Annotated in this window: 19 protein-coding genes; 14 read left to right on the forward strand and 5 right to left on the reverse strand. The window is 39.3% G+C overall.

Annotated elements, in window-relative coordinates; all coding sequences use genetic code 11:
* Positions 1 to 41 precede the first annotated feature (41 nt).
* Together dctA and rlmF are read left to right on the forward strand one after the other, a co-directional pair.
* Positions 42 to 1328, forward strand: coding sequence for a C4-dicarboxylate transporter DctA (gene dctA, locus QF042_RS07150; RefSeq protein WP_307526713.1), 1287 nt, complete (start codon positions 42 to 44; stop codon positions 1326 to 1328).
* Positions 1329 to 1875: 547 nt separating this feature from the next.
* Positions 1876 to 2892 carry a 23S rRNA (adenine(1618)-N(6))-methyltransferase RlmF gene (gene rlmF / locus QF042_RS07155; RefSeq protein WP_307526715.1) on the forward strand — a complete coding sequence of 339 codons (1017 nt, stop codon included), beginning with the start codon at positions 1876 to 1878 and terminating at the stop codon, positions 2890 to 2892.
* 326 nt (positions 2893 to 3218) lie between these two features.
* Here rlmF and QF042_RS07160 read toward each other — a convergent pair whose 3' ends face one another.
* Both QF042_RS07160 and QF042_RS07165 read right to left on the reverse strand, forming a co-directional pair.
* Positions 3219 to 3908 carry a VIT family protein gene (locus QF042_RS07160; RefSeq protein ID WP_307526717.1) on the reverse strand — a complete coding sequence of 230 codons (690 nt, stop codon included), beginning with the start codon at positions 3906 to 3908 and terminating at the stop codon, positions 3219 to 3221.
* 127 nt (positions 3909 to 4035) lie between these two features.
* The gene (locus QF042_RS07165; RefSeq protein WP_307526719.1) at positions 4036 to 4461 is read right to left on the reverse strand and encodes a cupin domain-containing protein; all 426 of its coding nucleotides are present in this window, start codon (positions 4459 to 4461) and stop codon (positions 4036 to 4038) included.
* Between the two features lie 1003 nt (positions 4462 to 5464).
* On the opposite strand from QF042_RS07165, the gene sucD reads away from it, so the two are divergent.
* From sucD to QF042_RS07195, 6 genes are all read left to right on the forward strand, one after another.
* A complete protein-coding gene (gene sucD / locus QF042_RS07170) occupies positions 5465 to 6337 on the forward strand; it encodes a succinate--CoA ligase subunit alpha (RefSeq protein ID WP_307526720.1) in 873 nt (290 codons plus the stop codon).
* Between the two features lie 405 nt (positions 6338 to 6742).
* Complete coding sequence (locus QF042_RS07175) at positions 6743 to 7246, forward strand: methionine-R-sulfoxide reductase (RefSeq protein WP_307526721.1); 504 nt, start codon at positions 6743 to 6745, stop codon at positions 7244 to 7246.
* A gap of 145 nt (positions 7247 to 7391) precedes the next feature.
* Positions 7392 to 7772: a septal ring lytic transglycosylase RlpA family protein gene (locus QF042_RS07180; RefSeq protein ID WP_307526723.1), complete on the forward strand. Its 381-nt coding sequence runs from the start codon at positions 7392 to 7394 to the stop codon at positions 7770 to 7772.
* A gap of 452 nt (positions 7773 to 8224) precedes the next feature.
* A complete protein-coding gene (locus QF042_RS07185) occupies positions 8225 to 9196 on the forward strand; it encodes a ribonucleoside-diphosphate reductase small subunit (protein WP_307526725.1) in 972 nt (323 codons plus the stop codon).
* 145 nt (positions 9197 to 9341) lie between these two features.
* Complete coding sequence (locus QF042_RS07190; protein WP_307526727.1) at positions 9342 to 11726, forward strand: ribonucleoside-diphosphate reductase subunit alpha; 2385 nt, start codon at positions 9342 to 9344, stop codon at positions 11724 to 11726.
* Between the two features lie 204 nt (positions 11727 to 11930).
* Entirely contained in the window at positions 11931 to 12170 is a 240-nt protein-coding gene (locus QF042_RS07195) for a cysteine-rich CWC family protein (RefSeq protein WP_307526729.1), read from the forward strand.
* Positions 12171 to 12432: 262 nt separating this feature from the next.
* Here QF042_RS07195 and QF042_RS07200 read toward each other — a convergent pair whose 3' ends face one another.
* On the reverse strand, positions 12433 to 12600 hold the full coding sequence (locus QF042_RS07200; protein ID WP_307526731.1) for a hypothetical protein: 168 nt from the start codon (positions 12598 to 12600) through the stop codon (positions 12433 to 12435).
* 82 nt (positions 12601 to 12682) lie between these two features.
* Entirely contained in the window at positions 12683 to 13579 is an 897-nt protein-coding gene (locus QF042_RS07205; RefSeq protein WP_307526732.1) for a hypothetical protein, read from the reverse strand.
* Positions 13580 to 13990: 411 nt separating this feature from the next.
* Here QF042_RS07205 and QF042_RS07210 point away from each other — a divergent pair, with 411 nt between their 5' ends.
* The 6 genes from QF042_RS07210 to fabG all read left to right on the forward strand — a co-directional run bounded on the left by QF042_RS07210 (position 13991) and on the right by fabG (position 21323).
* Entirely contained in the window at positions 13991 to 15958 is a 1968-nt protein-coding gene (locus QF042_RS07210) for an SPFH domain-containing protein (protein ID WP_307526734.1), read from the forward strand.
* A gap of 1452 nt (positions 15959 to 17410) precedes the next feature.
* Entirely contained in the window at positions 17411 to 18286 is an 876-nt protein-coding gene (locus QF042_RS07215) for a carbon-nitrogen hydrolase (RefSeq protein WP_307526736.1), read from the forward strand.
* A 220-nt stretch (positions 18287 to 18506) separates the two neighbouring features.
* Entirely contained in the window at positions 18507 to 18860 is a 354-nt protein-coding gene (locus QF042_RS07220; protein ID WP_307526738.1) for a four helix bundle protein, read from the forward strand.
* 147 nt (positions 18861 to 19007) lie between these two features.
* Positions 19008 to 20084 carry an agmatine/peptidylarginine deiminase gene (locus tag QF042_RS07225; protein WP_307526740.1) on the forward strand — a complete coding sequence of 359 codons (1077 nt, stop codon included), beginning with the start codon at positions 19008 to 19010 and terminating at the stop codon, positions 20082 to 20084.
* A 147-nt stretch (positions 20085 to 20231) separates the two neighbouring features.
* The gene (locus QF042_RS07230; RefSeq protein WP_307526742.1) at positions 20232 to 20528 is read left to right on the forward strand and encodes a GIY-YIG nuclease family protein; all 297 of its coding nucleotides are present in this window, start codon (positions 20232 to 20234) and stop codon (positions 20526 to 20528) included.
* A 51-nt stretch (positions 20529 to 20579) separates the two neighbouring features.
* Positions 20580 to 21323, forward strand: a complete 744-nt coding sequence (gene fabG / locus QF042_RS07235; RefSeq protein WP_057933957.1) for a 3-oxoacyl-[acyl-carrier-protein] reductase — start codon at positions 20580 to 20582, stop codon at positions 21321 to 21323.
* 86 nt (positions 21324 to 21409) lie between these two features.
* On the opposite strand, the gene QF042_RS07240 is transcribed toward fabG, so the two are convergent.
* Positions 21410 to 22144, reverse strand: coding sequence for a murein L,D-transpeptidase family protein (locus QF042_RS07240; protein WP_307526745.1), 735 nt, complete (start codon positions 22142 to 22144; stop codon positions 21410 to 21412).
* Positions 22145 to 22178 lie beyond the last annotated feature (34 nt).

Consider the following 22178-nt stretch of genomic DNA (forward strand, 5'->3'; position numbering starts at 1 on the left):
ATAGAAAAATAATCATATATTTCCTTACTCACATCAGGTAAATGACACGTATAGAATTTGTAAAGAAAGTATTCGCCAATTTAACCTTCCAGGTTTTACTCGCTATCATAATAGGAATCTATGTTGGTGCCTACTTTCCTGGTTTTGCACCCACTGCTAAATTAATCAGTCAGGGTTTTATCAACCTGATTAGCATGTTAATTGCGCCAATTATATTCTTTACCATTGTTTTAGGAATCGCACATATGGGCGATATGAAAAAAGTAGGCAGGGTAGGTGGCAAAGCACTGTTATATTTCGAAATTGTAAGCACAGTAGCTATTGCAATTGGTTTATTGGTGGCCAATGTTTTAAAGCCAGGTGCCGGCATGATTGCTAAGGCTGGCGATGCTACGAAAATCGTAGGTTATGCCGAGCAGGCAAAAGATATGAACTGGGCAGAATTCTTTCTGCACATTATCCCACATAATGTTATTGCTGCTTTTGCAGAAGGCAACATTTTGCAGATTTTGCTGTTTGCCATTCTTTTTGGTTATGGCCTGAATAAATTGGGTGGAGAGGGAACAAGCTTGTTAAACGCCTTTGATAAAATATCGAAAGTACTCTTCAGGATTATGAAAGTGATTATGCGTTTAGCGCCAATCGGTGCTTTCGGCGGGATGGCTTTCAGCATTGGTACCCATGGACTGGAAAGTATAGTTGGAATGGCCAAACTAATGGGTTCGGTTTATTTAACCTGCCTCTTGTTTATTTTCGTGGTTTTAAATGGAATTTGCCGCTACTATAACTTTAGCTTATGGGCTTACCTGAAGTATATCCGTCAGGAAATTTTAATTGTACTGGGTACCTCTTCGTCAGAATCAGCTTTGCCGAGTATGATGCAAAAAATGGAAGCCATTGGGTGTGATAAATCAGTTGTTGGCTTGGTTATTCCCACCGGCTATTCATTTAACCTTGATGGAACGGCAATTTATCTGGCCATGGCGGTAATATTTCTTTGCCAGGTTTTTCATGTCGATTTATCATTAGGACAGCAGATCACCGTTTTAGGCGTGCTCATGGTTACTTCTAAAGGTGCCGCAGGGGTGACGGGAAGTGGTTTTATCGTTTTGGTATCAACCCTAACTGCTTTAAAAATTATGCCGATAGAACATATTTCAATATTAATCGGTGTAGATCGTTTTATGAGTGAAGCCAGGGCGATAACCAATGTAATCGGAAACGGAGTAGCCACTATTGTAATTGCTAAAAGTGAAAACCAGTTTGATGAGCAGAAGTATTTAAAAGCTATTCAACCCGCGATGATAGAAAAAGCAGAGGAAGTTTAGTTTGGAGTTGAGTGTTTGGAGTAAGGAGTTCAGGGAGCCGATTTTTCGAAAATTTCAAAACATGGAAGCCGTTTGTCTTGTATTGAGCATAAATAATTTCTAGGTTTAGGAAATGAAAGGATAGTATTTCATAGGTACTATAGTCCCGCCATCCGCTTTATCCCGATTGAAAAAAATCGGGATGCTCGCTTCTGTCGGGTTTAGCTAACAGGGTTGTTTTTCCAGGCACCAGCCTAGGTTAAATAAACCTGATTAAACGGACGCCAATTTCCTTCAAAATTGGCTGGAGAGAAAGCAGGACTGAATAAGCCAAAAAATCAGAACCCTACATTTCCTAATAATCGTTGTTTTTAGCCTATGAAAAAACCTTCTACCCTCAACCTTCCCGCCTTCAACCTTTTTATTTGGTTTTTGAAACAAATTCAAAGTGGCAATCGCTTTATTTTTGCGCTTGGTAACTCCAAACTAAAAACTCCGAACTCCCAATTAATTAACTATCTTTGCAGCAGAAACATGCACACAGCTTGTTTAATTAATCCATAACACATTGGCTCAAGAAGAACAAAATAACCGCAAAGAAAAAAGCGAGTTACACCCACGCAACAAACACCGTTCGCGTTACAATTTCAAACAACTTACCGCAACCTCAAAAGAATTAAAACGTTTCGTTTTTAAAAACGAACACAATGATGATTCTATCGATTTTGCAGATCAAAATGCCGTTAAAGCGCTTAACAGGGCGTTGTTAAAGTATTTTTATAACATTTCGCAGTGGGATATTCCTGCTGATTTTCTTTGTCCACCTATTCCGGGCCGGGCCGATTATATCCACTATGTTGCCGACCTGTTAGGATCAAGCAATAAAGGTAAAAACCCTAAAGGAGCAAATATCAATGTATTGGATATTGGTGTAGGTGCCAACTGTATTTACCCAATCATCGGTCACCAGGAATATGGCTGGAATTTCGTCGGAACTGAGATCGATCCACTTTCGGTTGATTCGGCAAAACGTATTATCGAAGCCAATAAACCCTTACAGGGAGCGGTAGAAATCCGTCAGCAATCTTCAAAAATGGGTATTTTTAGAGGTGTTGTAGGTGGTAAAGAAAGGTTCGATGCTGTGGTTTGCAACCCACCGTTTCATGCTTCTTTAAAAGAGGCAGAGCAGGGTACCCGTCAGAAATGGCGTAACCTGGGTGGTAAGGAAAAAGAAGTAAAGCATGTATTAAACTTTGGAGGTAACAAAGCCGAACTTTGGTGCCCGGGGGGCGAGCGTGCTTTTGTAGAGCAAATGATTATTCAGAGCGAGCAGATCAAAAATCAGGTGTTATGGTTTACCTCATTGGTATCAAAAAGTGCCAATTTAAAAAGTATCTATAGCGCATTGGTTAAAGCAAATGCTTTTGAGGTAACCACCGTTCAAATGAGCCAGGGACAAAAAATAAGCCGTTTCGTGGCATGGACTTTCCATGACGAAGCTGCACAGGCCGAATGGGTAAAAACCTGGAAAACTGAGGCAAAACCAAAAGCAGATAGCCCTAAAATAGAAAGTCCTAAGTCTTAAGTCAACAGTCTTTAGTCTAATAAATACTAAATCAAAGCCGGATGAACAATTAAAGTTAGTCCGGCTTTCTGCGTTAGTTGGTTGCGAGGTTAATCGGGATTTGCAATCCCGATTCAAGAGCTAAGGATTTGTAATCCTTGTAGGTGGATTGTAAATCCACAGTCCAAGGGGCGGGAAAACATTTCCCGACCAACCTATGAATATAAATTCTTTAGGCGGGTTGTAAAGAGCAATAGTAATTAACCGCCTAAACTGTCAAGCTTTTTAAAAAAGAGGTACTGCGAGTATAGAACTGTTTACTGAAATTGTAAACTGTCAACTGAAAACTAACTCGTTTTGGCCTCAAAAATATATCCGGCCAATGCCGTAATTACCATGGCTACTGTTCCCCAAAAGCAGATCCTGATTATTCCTTTAGTCATATTGGAGCCTCCAGCTTTTGCTGCAATTGCACCCGATAAAGCCAGGAATACGATAGCAAAACCATATTGATAAAACACCATCGATTTGATAGGAGCTAGAAAGGCAACCAAAAAGGGTAGGATTCCGCCGCTAACAAAGGAGGCGCCAGATGCAAAAGCAGCTTGAAGTGGTTTGGGCTGTGTAATTTCGTTAATACCCAGTTCGTCTCTTGCGTGTGCTACTAAAGCATCCTTCTCTGTTAGTTTGATGGCTACTTGCATGGCCAAATCTTCATCCAATCCTTGTGCTACATATATCTTGGCAAGTTCTTTCAGCTCCACCTCAGGCATGGTTTCGAGTTCTATTTTCTCGCGGGCCAGATCTGCTTTTTCAATATCAGCCTGAGAGCTTACCGAAACATATTCGCCAGCAGCCATAGATAATGCCCCGGCAACCAAGCCCGCCAGGGCAGCCAGAACAATCGGACTCCTCGTATCACTGGCTGCGGCAATGCCAATAACCAAACTGGTTGTAGAAATAATGCCATCGTTGGCACCAAGTACAGCAGCCCTTAGCCAGCCCGTTCTATTGGTGTAATGTTTTTCTAATTCCATTGTCTGGTATCTGTTCTCTAGTTGTAGTATCCAACGTCCCCCTTTGAAGGGGGCAGGGGGATGAAAATAGCGCTATACTCTCCTTACCCCTCCGAAGGGGGAGGAAATGGTTTAGGTTCGAATATCATCATTTCTTTTCGTAAACAATCAAAATGGTTAAGTCGTTACCCGCATTCGGGGCAATACCATGCGAGCTGCCCGGGCGCGTTAAAATGGCATCACCAGGTTTAACAGCAAAAGTTTTTCCGTTCATCTGCATGGTGCCATTACCACTAATCACATAATAAATTTCATCCTCTTTTTGCAAATGGTAACCGATGGAGGATCCTGATTTTAAAATCCTTTTACGGAATGCTGTTTTCAGGCTTTTCGCCTCACTAAAAAAGTTAAAGCCGATGGTTTTACCACCGCCGTTATGTGTTCCTGGCTCTTCTTTAGCTACTTCAACATCGTTTTGAAGGATATATTTAGTTGTATCGCTATTTTGGGCACGTGCATTAATGGAAATAAAAACTGCAGCAAAAACGGTTATAATTGGAATTAATTTCTTCATGATATAGATTTTTATTATTTGGTCTGTAGCTTTAGTCTTCAAACGTAAATTTAGGCGTTTTGCATGGATGTTGCCACAAGCACCAGCACTTTGTTACTAAACCCGATCGCAGTGGTTCTGGTTCTTCACCAGAAGTAACGTAGAGCGGGAGTGTGGACTCCAAAAGCACTGAACTGCTCATTTTCTAATCCTTAATGTTGATATTTTGATTTGAAAACGAACGGTTTGTTTACTTAGGTCAGGTTCCGCCCTGCCATCCACTGTAGCTCCGATAGAAGACCTGTGAAACAAGCAAGCACACCAAAATATAACATAAACTGGTGCTTAAATCGGAGGCTGCCGTTCCTGTCAGGTTTATAATGAAAGGCTTGCTCCCGACATGTTGCCACAAGCACCAGCACTTTGTTACTAAACCCGATCGCAGTGGTTCCGATTTTTCATCGGAAAGAACGGAGAGCGGGAGTACAGCCCTCCAAAAGCGCTAGACTGTTCATTTCCTTACCCTAAGCCTTAATGTTTTTGATTTGAAAACGAACGGTTTGTAGTACTTAGGTCAGGTTCTGTCCTGCCATCCACTTTATCCCGATGAAACCTGTGAAACAAGCAAGCATACCATAAAAAGCAAAAAATAGTGCTTAAATCGGGATGCCCGTTCCTGTCAGGTTTATAACTGAAAGGCTTGTTCTGAATATGGTGCGAAAAAGCATTTATCTTTTATAGCCAAACGCCTGCCGACAGCAACCAGGCAACAGGGGCGGATACTTTTTACTAGCAGCAACACTGAATTTGTTGTCATGCTGAGGCACGAAGTATCTGTTTCATCGGCTACAGATGCTTCGTGCCTCAGCATGACAGTAGTTATTAAAGAGATTTAACATATGGCGCACTCCAGCTGCCATAAACCATTTCCTTACATTTTCCTGAAAAAACGAACTAAATAATATGGTTTTAGATTTGAATTCCAGTTCAATAATATTAGCTTTGCACAAAAAAATATTGATACATGAGCGTTTTAGTAAATAAAGATTCTAAGGTTATCGTTCAGGGTTTTACCGGAAACGAAGGAACTTACCACGCTGAGCAGATGCTGGCCTATGGTACAAACGTAGTTGGTGGTGTAACGCCTGGCAAAGGTGGGCAATTGCATTTAGAAAAGCCTGTTTTTAATACTGTTAAAGATGCCGTTGATAAAACGGGTGCAAATGTATCTATCATTTTTGTGCCACCAGCTTTTGCTGCTGATGCAATTATGGAAGCTGCCGAAGGTGGTATTAAAGTTATTGTTTGTATTACTGAAGGTATCCCAACTAAGGATATGATTCAGGTTAAAGAATATATTGCTGATCGTGATGTTACGCTTATAGGCCCTAACTGCCCAGGTGTAATTACTGCTGACGAAGCGAAAATTGGTATCATGCCAGGATTTATCTTCAAAAAAGGTCATGTAGGTGTGGTTTCTAAATCAGGAACTTTAACTTACGAAGCGGTAGACCAAGTGGTTAAAGCTGGTTTAGGTATTACAACGGCTATCGGTATCGGTGGTGATCCAATTATCGGAACACCAACTGTAGAGGCTGTTAAATTATTAATGAACGATCCTGACACTCACGGTATCATCATGATTGGTGAAATTGGTGGTGGAATGGAAGCTGAAGCTGCCCGTTGGATTAAAGAACACGGTACTAAACCTGTTGTTGGTTTCATCGCTGGTCAAACTGCGCCTCCGGGACGTAGAATGGGCCACGCTGGTGCTATTGTTGGTGGTGCTGATGATACTGCTGCTGCAAAAATGAAAATCATGCGTGAGTGTGGTATCCGTGTAGTAGAAAGTCCTGCTGAAATCGGTGCTGCAATGGCAGAAGAATTAGCAAAATAAGATTTAAAAATCTCATTATAGAAAAGCGTTTCGATTAGGTTCGGGACGCTTTTTTTGTTTTTTTACCGCAAAGTTCGCGAAGAATGTGTTCGGCCACTAAGTCGCAAAGAACACAAAGTTGGGGTGTTACTGCCATCTTTCTTCTTATGCCGTCATTCCCGCGCAGGCGGGAATCTAAAATTCAGGTTTAAACCACCAGCCCTCGTTTCCCTCTCCTCCAGGAGAGGGAATACAAAAAAGAACATACCGCTCAAACTTTGTCAGGGTGAGGTCTCTGTACCCAAAACTGAAAACTCCTAACTGTCAACTCCAAACTAGAAAGACACATTTATCATTATTCTGTAAATACAACGTAATTCCCTTAAACCAGCAAACCAAAACTGAATCTATACCGTATATTGAGGTATGAAAACGATGTTAAATAAACTATTTTTGCTTTCTGCTGTTGTTTTAATAACAGGCCTTTCTGCTTGTGCACAAAAGCAAGATAAGAAAGAGATAAAACAATCAAAGGAAACAGAACAAATCATACCAAAGAAGAAAATGAACTGGAATCCATTAACACCCGAAGAAGAAAGAGTAATTGTAAATAAAGGTACAGAATATCCTGGCACAGGTAAATATGAACATACAACGGATAAAGGAACTTATACCTGTAAACGTTGTAATGCAGCCTTATACCGTTCAGAGAGTAAGTTCGATGCACATTGTGGCTGGCCTGCTTTCGACGACGAAATTAAAGGTGCTGTAAAGCGTATTCCTGATGCCGATGGTTCCCGTACAGAAATTGTTTGTGCCAACTGCGGTGCACATTTAGGTCACGTATTTTTGGGCGAAGGATTTACCAATAAAGACACCCGTCATTGTGTAAATTCAATCTCAATGAATTTCGTGCCCGATAAAAAATAAGGTGGGTATAGTAGGGTTAGGTAGAGGCGTACAGCAATAAGTTGTACGCCTTTTTTAATGTGCAAAATCAAGCTGTTTTTCCACAAATTATTGATTATAAACTAAATGCTTATATTTGCAGGCTCGATAAAGAAAATTTTAGCCTATGAAGTATCTTCTGTTATTAAGTTTTTGTTTCCTGTTTTTACAAGGTAAAGCACAAAATTCTGATTCATCAAATGAACCGGATAGCATCAAAAGAACAGTTCTCGCCACTTATTACCACAGAAAATTCGAGGGCCGCCGAACCACCAGCGGCGCTAAATACCGGGCAAAAAAACTAACGGCTGCCCACCGTACCCTGCCATTCGGCACTATGGTTACAGTAACCAATCCAGATAACGGAAAATCGGTAGTAGTGAAGGTAAATGACCGTGGTCCTTTCTCTAAAAGATTGGCTATAGATTTGTCCGAACGTGCTGCAAAACAGATCGGTATCTTCAGTAAAGGCATAGCTAAAGTAAGCCTCAGTTATATGGTTGAGTAATACTCCGTTTAGCTCTATTTAGTGCTTATTATATCCCTCAAATTTAAGTTATTAACACTCATTTTGGTTTGCTAAACCCTTGAAAAGAAACGATTAGCTTTTTTTTCGCTTGAAAATGATATTCGACTGATCGTTTTTCCCCAGCAATTGGGTGGGGTGTTAACAACTTTGATTCACAAAAAAGGGCCACCGTATATATATTTGTTATAACAAAGTTCTTTAACTTCTTGCGCTTGAAAACAAATATAAAAGCTTAGTTTTTAGTAATTTATGAGTATATCATTCTGATTGCAATTTTAAATTTTCCTAACTAAAAACTCAGTTGTTTGCCAGGCAATAGGGTTAGCACTTTCACAACAGCGTTTTGATAAAAGACATTACAATCATCATATAAAATTGATGGATGCGTGCCTTTGTCGGCTCTGTTAAAATAGAATTAAAAATATCAGCGTATGGAACAGGAATTATTACTACAAGAAAACAAAGACAGATTTGTGCTTTTGCCGATTAAGTACCCGGCAATTTGGGAAATGTATAAAAAGACCGAAGCTAGTTTTTGGACTGCAGAAGAGATTGATCTTTCTGACGACCAGAAACACTGGGACAATTTAAATGATGGCGAAAGACATTTCATTTCTCACATCCTTGCTTTCTTTTCTGCTAGTGATGGTATCGTGAACGAAAATCTTGCAGTAAACTTCATGAGTGAGGTTCAATTGCCAGAAGCGCGTTGTTTTTATGGTTTCCAGATTATGATGGAAAACATCCATGCCGAAACCTACGCCCTGTTAATCGATACTTATATTAAGGATCCTGAAGAAAAAGACCGTTTGTTCCACGCTATTGATACTGTTCCTGCAGTAAAAAGAAAAGCAGAATGGGCTTTACGATGGATCGAAAACGGCACTTTTGCAGAACGTTTAGTGGCATTTGCTGCGGTTGAAGGTATTTTCTTCAGCGGAAGTTTCTGCTCTATTTTCTGGTTAAAAAAACGTGGCTTAATGCCAGGATTAACTTTCAGTAACGAGCTGATATCGAGAGACGAAGGCTCACACTGCGAATTTGCTTGTTTATTGTACAGCATGTTGAGCAATAGATTGAGCGAAGAAGCAGTTCATGGTATCATTAGTGATGCTGTAGAAATTGAAAAAGAATTTATTACTGATGCCTTACCAGTTGCGCTAATTGGTATGAATGCAAAATTAATGAGTCAGTACATCGAGTTCGTAGCCGATAGATGGTTGCAAGAGCTGGGTTACAAAAAAATCTACAATGCAACCAATCCATTCGATTTTATGGAAATGATTTCATTGCAGGGTAAAACCAACTTCTTCGAGAAACGTGTTGGCGATTATCAGAAAAGCGGTGTATTAACCTCTGCTGATAATAACAAACAGGCGTTTTCTTTAGATGAAGACTTTTAAGGTAGATGGCAAAAGGTTTTATACCTCGATACCTGATACTCACTACTCGATACCAATTAAATAAATAACAAAAAATACAAAAGTGATGATTAAGTCTTGATACTTGATACTCACGACTTAATAATACAACTTAATCTCATAAAATATGTTCGTACTAAAAAGAGATGGCCGCAAAGAAGCGGTGCAATTTGACAAAATCACAGCTCGTATTCAAAAGTTGTGCTATAGTTTAAATTCAGATCTGGTAGATCCAATCGATGTAGCCAAAAAGGTTATCGAAGGTTTATACGATGGTGTAACCACTTCTGAGTTGGATAACCTTGCTGCAGAAACTGCTGCCTCGTTAACAACCAAACACCCTGATTACGCTTTGCTGGCATCGCGCATTGCGGTTTCCAACCTACATAAAAACACCACTAAATCATTCTCGGGTACGATGAAAATGTTGTACGAATATTTCGACCCGAAAGCGCAGAAAGCGGCACCGCTTATCGCTGATGATGTTTATGAGATTATAGAAAAAAACAAGGACATTTTAGATAGTTCTATCATTTATGACCGCGATTTCGGTTTCGATTATTTCGGTTTTAAAACTTTAGAAAAATCTTACCTTTTAAAAGTTAACGGTCAGATTGTAGAGCGCCCGCAACATTTGTTTATGCGTGTTTCTGTTGGTATCCACAAAGAAGATATCGAAAGCGCAATCAAAACCTATAATTTGATGAGCGAGCGTTGGTTTACGCACGCTACACCAACCCTGTTCAATGCTGCTACACCAAAACCTCAAATGTCGTCATGTTTCTTGTTAACCATGCAGGATGATAGCATCGAAGGTATTTACGATACTTTAAAGCAAACGGCTAAAATTTCGCAAAGCGCTGGTGGTATTGGTTTGAGTATTCATAATATCCGTGCAACAGGATCATACATTGGTGGTACAAACGGTACAAGTAACGGTATCATCCCAATGTTACGTGTATTTAACGATACTGCCCGTTACGTAGATCAGGGTGGAGGTAAACGTAAAGGTGCCTTTGCTATTTATTTAGAGCCTTGGCATGCAGATGTTTTCGAATTCTTAGATCTTCGTAAAAACCATGGTAAAGAAGAAATGCGTGCGCGCGATTTGTTTTATGCCCTTTGGATTAACGATTTATTTATGCAACGTGTTAAAGATAATGGCGATTGGACATTATTCTGCCCGCACGAAGCACCAGGTTTGGCCGATTGTTTCGGTAAGGAATTCGAAGAATTATACGCTAAATACGAAGCAGAAGGCCGTGGCCGTAAAACGATTAAAGCACAGGAACTTTGGTTTGCTATTTTAGATTCTCAGATTGAAACCGGTACGCCTTACATGTTGTTTAAAGATGCAGCAAACAGCAAATCTAACCAACAGAACTTAGGTACCATCAAAAGTTCTAACTTGTGTACCGAAATTATCGAGTATACCTCTAAAGATGAAGTTGCAGTTTGTAACTTAGCTTCATTGGCATTGCCTCGTTTCGTAATCAACGGTGCTTTCGATCACCAAAAATTATACGATGTAACGTATCAGGCTACTTTAAACCTGAACAAGATCATCGACCATAACTATTATCCAGTTCCAGAAGCCGAAAACTCAAACATGCGTCACCGTCCGGTTGGTTTAGGTGTGCAAGGTTTGGCTGATGCCTTTATCTTATTGCGTTTACCTTTCGAAAGTGATGAGGCTAAACGTTTAAATAAAGATATTTTCGAGACGATTTATTTCGCTTCAATGACGGCTTCGCACGATTTGGCTGTGAAAAATGGTCCTTACCAAACCTTTAAAGGTTCTCCATTATCAAAAGGTAAATTCCAGTTCGATTTATGGAATGTTACACCAGATAGTGGCCGTTGGGACTGGAACGCATTGCGCAAAAAAGTAGTTAAAGATGGTGTGTACAACTCATTATTGGTTGCACCAATGCCAACTGCATCTACTTCTCAGATTTTAGGTAACAACGAATGTTTCGAACCATATACTTCTAATATTTATACCCGCCGTGTGTTAAGTGGAGAGTTTGTAGTGGTAAACAAACACTTATTGAAAGATTTAGTAGCATTAGGATTGTGGAACAACGATATGAAAAACCAGATCATATTGGCTAACGGTTCAATTCAGGGGATTGATTCAATTCCAGATTACATCAAAGAATTGTATAAAACCGTTTGGGAGATCAAGATGCGTAATATCATCGATATGGCTGCCGATCGTGGTGCTTATATCTGCCAATCGCAATCGTTAAACTTGTTCGTAAACGCACCGAATACTTCGAAATTAACTTCAATGCACTTTTATGCATGGGAGAAAGGTTTGAAAACCGGTATGTACTACTTACGTACTCAGGCAGCATCTCAGGCAGTTAAATTTACTGTAGAGAACCAGGGTGGTAAAGCCATTGAAGCGGTTATCCCAGCTGAAATGACACAAGATCAGGTTGCTGAAGAAATCGTTGACGGACCAGTTTGTTCGATGGAAGAAGGCTGTATCAGCTGCTCAGGCTAGTCCCGCGCAGTCGTCATGCTGAATTTAGTTCAGCATCTGCACAACATAGATCCTGAAACAAGTTCAGGATGACGAATCTAATCATATCGTAAGGTTTTGGGCAAACGCTCAAAACCTTATTTTTTGTTTATACTTTTGTAATGGTTCTTAGTTCATTAGCCATTGGTTCATTAGTTTTTTAAAGCGCCAAACCCCAGTGAACTAATGACCAGTGAACAAATGAACAATACCTTAAAACATAGCGCCAAACATGAAATCATTCCTTGCGAGCGATGTAATAATGCTATTGAGTGCAAGGCAAATTCATATACCAAGTGCCAATGCAGTGTTGTACAGCTTAGTATAAACGAAGTACAATACATCTCCGAACTGTACGATGGTTGTCTGTGTGCCAAATGTTTATTTGAGTTACAGCAGGAATACCGTGTAGAAATAGGCATATAAATTTATGATCTTCGTTGCCGGCTTCCACGGTCTGTGGCTCACAGACCGAATCTGTTAATCGTTTGTGAATCATCAACCAGCATAATATTTAGGAAAATAATTTGAAAAGCAGGTTCCAGCGCTTTTGGGTTGGTTCCTGTCCCGCTTTTCCTTCTGCCGATTAGGAGGAATCGGCATTCGTGCAATCGGGTTTAGCTAACCTGAGTTCTGCTCTTTTCTGAAAATCTTTTTATTTATGCGCTTTGATTGCGGTTTTAGCTACCTAATAATGATAAGTTATCCATGCAATCCCCAGTAAGCCCGGATGTGTGTGAATATGTATATATTGATTGTTTACAGATGCATTATATATTTCTTCATCAACTTCCTTCTTTTCATAATTCTTGAGGTTTTTCTGGTCAAACGGACCCATAAATAGTGGAAAAAGCATAAAGCAACCGGGTATATATAGAAAATAAAAAATCTGTAATGGGTTCTAGATACTCTTCTTTTATGTTCATAATAATATAAGATTATCTATAAGCTGTTCTATTGATACCCAAAAGACCCCTTTGTATTTCTCTAAAAACATAATGCCCTTTTTTCACCCTATTATATACTTTCCAATCTACATTGATACGCTTATAACCCATGTCTTTTTGCAATAGAAAGTAATACTTAAAATGTGTTGCTCCACTGCTCATGGTATCAACTTCTTTTTTCTTATCAAATATTTTATAGGTTTCATTTTCAATAGTTACGGATGTATTGATGCGAAAATAATTGGAATTATCATTTACATTTTTAGTAATATCTACCCACCTCGGAGGCGGAACACCTGAGTCTGCATCTATTAAATATAAATAATAATCTGCATCCCTTCCGGTTCCTCCATCATCTGCAGAATAAGTGAAATTAGTAATCTCCGACTTATCAATTACATAATATCTATTAATAATCGGCTTAGAAAAGTCGAATGCGTAGTTAATAACAAACAAAAATGGTAGGAGATAGAAACAAAGGGTAGTTAAAAAACGTATCCGGTTATCAGGGTAACGGTGCTCAGAAATAACGAAGACATAATAAACCGCCAATGGTAAAAATAATATGAATAATCCGAATAGCAGGTGGAAATCATAAATAGACAATATGCGAGAAATCAAGAAAACATATAATATTGGTAAAATACACAGCGTAAACATATTTGAACCATCTGGCATATTGGTTTTGGTAACCAAATGAAAAACATACCTCAAAATTGGGATACAGAATATAATAACGGCGAGAAATTTAAATTCAACTGAAATCGGGTCGCTAGAGACCAGATAAATACATAAGGCAATTCGCGTATAAATAGAGAAAGTAACCAGTACGATTAGTGCTCCGAAGGGTTTTATATAGTCATCTGTAAAATCTTCAACAAAGCCCATGTCTGATCACATTTTGTAATAAAGATAATTAATATCTTCAATTCTTTGGTTCAGCATAAAAGTTTCCGAATAAGTGTACTCCAATTTAGTCAGTTGATATAGGCCCAAAAAAGGACAGTTTTTCATCATTAATTGTTATTTATACAATTAAAATTCCGCCAGCTGGTTCCCAAAACCTAAAAGGTTAGTTTTTGCGGTTTATAAGTGTTGAGTTGAGGTATTCCTGAAAATGTCATCTGCAGATGGTATTTCGCTCCGACTCAATCCTGAGTCATCTTTGAGGTCTTAGGGCTGATAAAAAATAGTTGAAAAATAAGTGTTAAATATGGTAACAAAGCACATCGTTTGCTATCAATATCATGCTTGATAAATGGTTTATCAGGGTAAAAAAATAGAAAAACATAAAAGATTATGGAAGCGCTCATTTCTAATTATTGGTGGGTTTTAGTGGCACTGTTGTGCGTAGTTTTATACAAATATATTTTACGTTTCTTATTCGGGATGGTCATTGTACCCGAAGATAGAATCGGCTTAATTACCAAAAAATTCGTGCTCTTTGGTTCCGATCGTGAACTGCCCGATGGCCGGATTATCGCGGTTAAAGGTGAAGCTGGTTTCCAGGGAAAAACACTGGCGCCAGGATTGTATTTCGGGATGTGGTTTTGGCAGTACAGCGTAACGATGGAACAGTTTACCATTATTCCCGAAGGTAAAATCGGACTCATTATGGCCAAGGATGGTTCAGAAATCCCGACAGGAAATATCCTCGGACAGCGGGTAGAATCTGATAATTTTCAGGATGCCGTGAAATTTCTCGACAATGGCGGTCAGCGTGGCCGGCAAACCTCCTACATTACCTCGGGTTCTTATCGTATCAATACGATGCTGTTTCAGGTTTCTGTTACCGATATGATCCGGATTCAGGAAAGTATGGTGGGTATTGTCACAACCCTGGATGGTTTGCCGATTGAGGCCAATCAGATCGCAGGTAAACTGGTGGAAGGCCACAACAATTTCCAGAACTTTGATAATTTTATCAAAAATGGAGGTAACCGCGGTTTGCAACCACAAGTTATTTTGGCCGGTTCTTACAACTTAAACCCGTGGGCAATCCAATTGGAGGAAATTCCGATGACGGAAATCGCAATTGGTTATGTAGGCGTTGTAATCTCGTTTATTGGTACAGATGGAAACGATTTAACCGGTGCAGACTTTAAACATGGTAATATTGTTGCAAAAGGTTCTAAAGGTGTTTGGCTCGAACCGCTTGGCCCGGGTAAATATCCGATTAATAAATACATTATGAAGGTAGAGCTGGTGCCGACAACCAATTTGGTGTTAAACTGGGCATCAGCACGCAGCGAGGCGCACAATCTGGATAAAAACCTATCAACTATTACCGTACGTTCTAAAGATGGTTTCCCCTTTAATTTAGATGTGGCACAGATTATCCACGTGCCCACAACCGAAGCGCCGAAAGTAATTGCCCGTTTTGGTAACATGGTAAATCTGGTTTCACAGGTTTTAGAGCCTACAATTGGTAACTATTTCCGTAACTCCGCACAGGGTAGTGATGTAATTGCTTTTTTGAGTACCCGTAAAGAGCGTCAGGAATCGGCAAAAGAGCATATCCGTAAAGTGCTTGACGAATATAACGTAAATGCGGTCGATACTTTGATCGGTGACATTGTTCCGCCAGAATCGTTAATGAAAACCTTAACCGACCGTAAAATTGCGGAAGAGCAAAAGGTTACTTACGAAACCCAAAAACAGGCACAGGAAACCCGCCAAGGGATGGAGAAAGAAACTGCAATTGCCGATATGCAGAAAGATATCGTAAAGGCACAACAAAGTGTTGAGATTGCTGAACGTACGGCGAGTGCAACCGTGAAAAAATCGGAAGGTGATGCCGCTGGTGTAAAACTAGCAGTAGGGGCAGAGGCTGAGGCCACAAAAATGAGGGCACATGCCGAGGCAGAAGCAACAAAAGCAAGAGCACAGGCAGATTCAGAAGCCATTAAATTAAGAGCATCGGCAGAAGCTGAACAGATTTCGTTAACCGGTAGTGCAGAAGCAGGTAAAATTTTAGCCGTGGGTAAATCAACTGCTGAAGCCTATGAACTTGCCGTGAAAGCTTTGGGTGGTGAAAACTTTACCCGTTATAAAATTACCGAAGAGTTATCAAAAGGTAATGTGAAATTGATCCCTGATGTACTGATTGGTGGCAGTGGGGGAAATCATGGTGGTTCAGCAATGGATGGCTTATTGGGCTTGAAACTGATGGAGTTAATGGACCCTCAGGCACGTAAAGAAGTGGTAGCCGTTGCAGAAATTGTAGAAACAAAGCCAAAACCTAAAAAGGATAATATTAACCCTTAATTTGGTTAACTGCCCTCCTTATTTCAAGGAGGAAGGTTGGTGGTGGTTTTTGACCCTCAAGTTTTAATTGAAAGCCTCGATGAGAATCGGGGCTTTTTCATTTTATCACCCTCCTAAATTTTATTACTTAAGCATAATTGTCTGTCTGAGCCTCCCTAAGAAAGTCCTATCGTGTGGACACATCTTTTGTTAATCCTATATTTGTTTTTAGCACACATTCCTAAGGCGATTGTCATGCTGAATTTATTTTATTAGCAGTTTTTATTGTTTTAAAGGCCTAATAGCTACTTCGTGGTCAGCATCTTTCCAGCTACTAAAAGGTAGTCATTTCGCAAAGAAACATCAATTAAACGCAAACATTGATTATTCCGCTCTATGCCGCGGTGGCATGATACTTTGGAGCGCCAAAGTACCCAAAGCGCTCTGTCAATCCAGCAATGGGCCTTTTACACAACCCTGCTCACATCAAAAAAACAGCGGCACTTCGTTTTGTGTTCAATACTTATTAAAGCTTTAATCAACCTCTATGAACACAAAACCACTGCGTTTTAGGTTTGGTAATGCTATTTGTTCTTTTCTGCAACTGTTTTTTTGATTTCCTTGGCCCTTGGGATTGACGGCGTTCTTCGGTAAAACCTGTGTGTTATTAAGGCAAGCTAGCATAACGCCTAAAAAACCCGTGCCAAGAAGATGTGTCCACACGATAGGAAGAAAGTCGGGACAAGTAGTCGAAGACCTTTTATAATCGAAAATAAAAAACATTTGGTCCTTCGATAAGCTACCATTGACGTTATTTTGTAACCATTTAAATATGAGTGTTATGCCGACTGTGTATTTCCACCCAACTAGGCCGTAGCACCGCATCCCCGTTCTACTTAAATCCGGCCTAACAAATTTTTCGGGCTTCACCGAGAGAGCCAACCCACTAACTTCGAAAGAAAAATTTTCAGCCGGCGTTTTTTGTTTCTTTTTGACGCCAAAAAGAAAGAGCCCATCGGCGGCGGTGAGCCGAGGAAAGCATGAGCTGTAGGGTAAAAAAACAGTCAATTATATACGTCATTAATATTGATTTTTATACAAGAAATTAACCCTCAGGATGACAATGTTTTTTCCACTCGAAATAATAACTTCGGGGAGGGAATCGCTTTTGGCAGGTGGGTTAACATTAATAGCTGCAAATAACCACGCCACCTAAACGGGATAGGAATGGCAGCCTCCGATTTTTCATCGGAGCTATAATGGATAGCCCGACTGACAACCGTTTGAAATGATGCCTTTGCTTTTCCTAAAACAGAAAAACAATTACACAATTATGCCGTTCTACTTTTAAACAAAATAGTAACTTTGCAGCCTAATTTTGGATGAATGAATTTTTGAATGAGTGAATGTGGTTTATAAGTACAATAACATTCTCTCAATTAATCATTCTCTCATTCTCTCATTTCAAAAAACATGAAGAAAGTAAATGTTGGCTTGGTGCAGATGAGCTGTACTAAAGATAAGCAAGAGAATTTAGATAAAGCAATTTCGAAAGTAAGGGAAGCAGCTGCAAAAGGTGCGCAGATTGTATGTTTGCAAGAGCTTTTTACTTCGCTATATTTCTGCGATGTAGAAGATTACGATAATTTTGATCTGGCAGAAGCAATTCCGGGTCCATCTACCGATGCTTTGCAGGTTGTAGCCAAAGAATTGGGTGTTGTAATTATTGCTTCCTTGTTTGAGAAACGTGCTGAAGGTTTGTATCACAATACCACAGCCGTTTTAGATGCCGACGGTTCATATTTGGGTAAATATCGAAAGATGCATATTCCTGATGATCCTGCTTTTTACGAAAAATTCTATTTCACTCCAGGCGATTTAGGCTACAAGGTTTTTCAAACCAAGTTTGCTAAAATTGGTATCCTGATCTGTTGGGATCAATGGTATCCAGAGGCTTCACGTATTACAGCGTTAATGGGTGCAGATATCATGTTTTATCCAACTGCAATTGGCTGGGCTACCGATCAGGACGAAGAAACCAATCAAGATCAATACAATGCATGGCAAACCATCCAACGTTCGCATGCGGTTGCGAATGGTATACCGGTGGTGAGTGTAAACCGTGTGGGTTTTGAGCAAGATGGTGCGATGAAATTCTGGGGTGGAAGTTTCGCCACAAACGGACAAGGTAAGATACTTTATTTAGGTTCTCACGATTTAGAAGAAACTGAAGTGGTTGAACTGGATTTGTCAGAATCTGATTTCTTCCGTAAGCACTGGCCTTTCTTAAGAGACAGAAGAATTGATTCTTATCAGCCGATTACGAAAAGATATATTGACGGGGATTAATAAGTCGGAGGTTGGGAGACCGAAGACGGAGGTCAAAGCGCATAATTACAAGGTGCCAAAATTTTGAAGGCCCATAGAAGTTAGAGATCGTGAACAGGAGGAGAGGTGCTTAATGCAGTAAGTCCTAAATATTTGGATTGAACTGTAGGAAGTTGTAATTTGTTGTGGTATTAATGTAAACTATGACATCGGACTTCGGACCACTAACCTCGGACTAAAAATGGCATTCAAATTTGAAAAACTTAAGGTTTGGCAAAAGGCTTTAGATTTGGCTGATGAGATTGATAAAATGACAAAAACTTTTCCAAAAGAAGAGATTTATGTTTTAACATCGCAAGTTAAGCGTGCTGCGGATTCCATTTCAATGAACATTGCTGAGGGGAGTACAGGTCAAAGTAACCCTGAATTCTGTAGATTTTTAAGATATTCTTTACGGTCTGATATAGAAGTCGTGAACTGTTTACACTTGGCAATAAGAAGAGGCTACATTACAGAGGAAATATTTCAGAAACATTATCAGGCCTGCGAAGAAATTTTGATCATGATTTCTGCTTTAATCAAATCGTTAAGTTAAGTCGGATGTCAGGAGACCGGAGTCCGATGATACGGGCGATTAAAATAAACATTTAAACTTCCGACTTCGGGCATCCGACTTTCGGACTTAAAAAATAACACACTAAATCATCCGACTTCGGACGCCCGACTTTCGGACTTTAAAACTATGTCAAACTTTCCTCCTAAAAAAGATTTAAATATCAATCAATTCGATTATTCTCCAAAGCAACAAGGTTATATCTTTCCTGCCGAGTGGGCTAAACACGAGGCAACCTGGCTAAGCTGGCCGCATAAAGAGGAGAGTTGGCCTGGTAAAATTGAAACCATTTACGCACCATACTGCCAGTTTATTAAGGCTGTCGCCGAAGGTGAAAAAGTGCGTATCAATGTGAAAGATGAAGAAATGAAAGCTTTTGCTATTTCTGAATTAACAAAAGTAGATGCCGATTTAAGCCAGATTGAATTTTATTTCAATGAAACCAACGATGCCTGGTGCCGTGATCATGGTCCTGCATTTTTGCTAAAAGGGAATGAAAAGGCTGTTGTAGATTGGGGATATAACGCCTGGGGCGGGAAATACCCTCCGTTCGAACTGGATGATGTGGTGCCAACAAAAATCGCGAAACATTTTAATTTACCTCTATTTACACCAGATATTGTGATGGAAGGTGGTTCGGTAGAATTTAATGGTGCCGGAACAGTTTTAACTACGACTGCTTGTTTGTTGAACAAAAACCGTAATCCACATTTAACCAAAGCGCAGATTGAGCAATATTTACTTGAATATTATGGCCAGGAGCAGGTATTATGGTTAGGAGATGGAATTGTTGGCGACGATACCGACGGTCACATTGATGATATTACCCGTTTTGTAAATGAGGATACGGTTTTAACCGTCGTAGAAAGCAATCCGCTGGATGAGAACTATATTTTATTACAAGAGAACTTAGAGGCTTTAAAAGCAATGAAACTGAAAGATGGCAGAGCATTGAATATTGTTCAATTGCCTATGCCATTACCTGTGATCCATGAAGATACCCGTTTGCCAGCATCCTATGCAAACTTTTATATTGCTAATGCGGCTGTAATTGTTCCGATTTTTGACGATGTAAATGATGAAAAAGCACTTGAAATTATTCAGGGCTGTTTCCCTGACCGGAAAGTGATCGGTATAAACTCTGTAGATATTATTTGGGGACTGGGAAGTTTCCATTGTTTGAGTCAGCAGGAACCGGCTGTTTAGTCTTGAGTCCTTAGTCAAAAGTCATTAGTCAATCTTGCGGTGTTGTCATCCTGAGCCTGTCGAAGGACTGTTTGAAGTGTTTCGATAAACTTAACAGAGTATCTTCGAGAAATAATTTTTTGTAACTTTAACCTGCTAAAATTATTTATGACGAGAGTACATAATTATTTTGTCTATATTTTGGAATGCACTGATAAGAGTTATTATGTTGGAGTAACAAATGATTTAGAAACTAGACTTTCGCAGCATAATAGTGGAGAAAATATTTTGGCCTATACCTTTTCAAGAAGGCCTGTGGTATTAAAATATTATCAAAGATTTGACCTAATAGAAGATGCAATAAATTTTGAAAAGCAGATTAAGGGATGGAGTAGAAAGAAAAAAGAAGCTTTATTCAATGAAGATTGGAATGAAATTGTAAGATTATCAAACTATAAAAAATAAATTAAATGTTCGGTCTTCGACAGGCTCAGACTGACAAACTATAAAAAACAAATGAAATTATTAGAAGGAAAAACAGCATTAATTACAGGCGCGTCTAAAGGAATCGGCCGTAAAATAGCTGAAAAATTTGCCGAGCAGGGCGCTAATGTAGCTTTTACCTATTTATCATCAGTAGAAAAAGGCGAAGCTCTAGAGCAGGAATTACAAAGCTTCGGAACAAAAGTTAAAGGTTATCGTTCTGATGCTTCTAAATTTGCTGAAGCTGAACAATTAATCAATGATATTGTAGCTGAGTTTGGTACTATTGATATTGTAGTAAATAACGCGGGCATCACTAAAGATGGTTTATTGATGCGTATGAGTGAAGAAAACTGGGATGATGTAATCAACATTAACTTAAAATCGATCTTCAATGTAACCAAAGCGGCTTCTAAAGTAATGATGAAAGCCCGTAAAGGTGTTTTTATTAATATGGGGTCTATTGTGGGTACTACAGGTAATGCGGGGCAAGCAAATTATGCTGCATCTAAAGCGGGGATCATCGGTTTTACTAAATCAATCGCTAAAGAACTGGGTTCGAGGAATATCCGTGCCAACGTAGTTGCGCCAGGCTTTATCCGTACCGAAATGACAGATATTCTTGATCCGAAAGTTGTTGAAGGCTGGGAAAAAGATATTCCATTAAAACGTGCCGGAGAAACTGAAGATATTGCCAATGTTTGCGTTTTCTTAGCCTCAGATATGAGTGCTTATGTAACTGGTCAAACTTTATCTGTTTGCGGCGGAATGCTGTAAGAGAAGGGTTAAGAGATTGAAAGGTTGGAAGGTTGAAAGGTTTTGGAAGCGGAACCTTAGAACATTCCAACTTTTTAACATTCCAACTATTTAATAACGTATTTTCCTTTAGCTTCAGTAATGCTTGCTTGATTTTTACTCTTTTCAAAAGCTAAATATCCTGGTTGCAACGATTTCCAAAAGCTGGCCTGTGCAGGGAATTGAGCAATGTATTTCTTCATATTACCATCCGTCATTTTGAAAGGATAAATGTTAACTGGAATCTTCTCCTGACCAGCATTTCTGGCTTCAACGCCTAAAATATAAACTTCTTTAATTTTTTCGTCGGTTAAAGGAATACAACCAACCGTTACACAATTACCATGAATGTAGATGTCACTTCCTGGTTTTCTGTCTTTTCCGGTTCTCGCATAATCTACTGTATTTGGATAGTTTACACCTAATGATAGATGGAAATTACTCATGGGATTAAAAACATTAACGTAGTAGAAACCTTCAGGTGTTTGTCCATCACCTTCAATCACTTTTGGGCCAATATTGCCAGAATGCGCACAGAAATCGTAAGTTCTAAATAACGAATAGGTTTTAGCCGAATTATTCTTTAACCATACTTCAAGTTTTCCTTCCGTTTTATAGGCATTGATCAACATCGAAAACTGATCGCCATAGCCACCTGCCAGAACAAATTTTCTCAATGTTTCCCATTTTTCATTGTAGGCCTTTTCTACTCTTTCAAATTTAATTTGAGTGGCTTTAAAATTATTTTGGGCATTTACCATAAGGCTTAGAGACAGTAGAAACGTTAAACAGATTAATTTCATAAATTTTGGTTTGGTTAAAGCTAATGAATTTATA

The sequence above is a fragment of the Pedobacter sp. W3I1 genome, from assembly GCF_030816015.1.
Classification (GTDB): Bacteria; Bacteroidota; Bacteroidia; order Sphingobacteriales; family Sphingobacteriaceae; genus Pedobacter.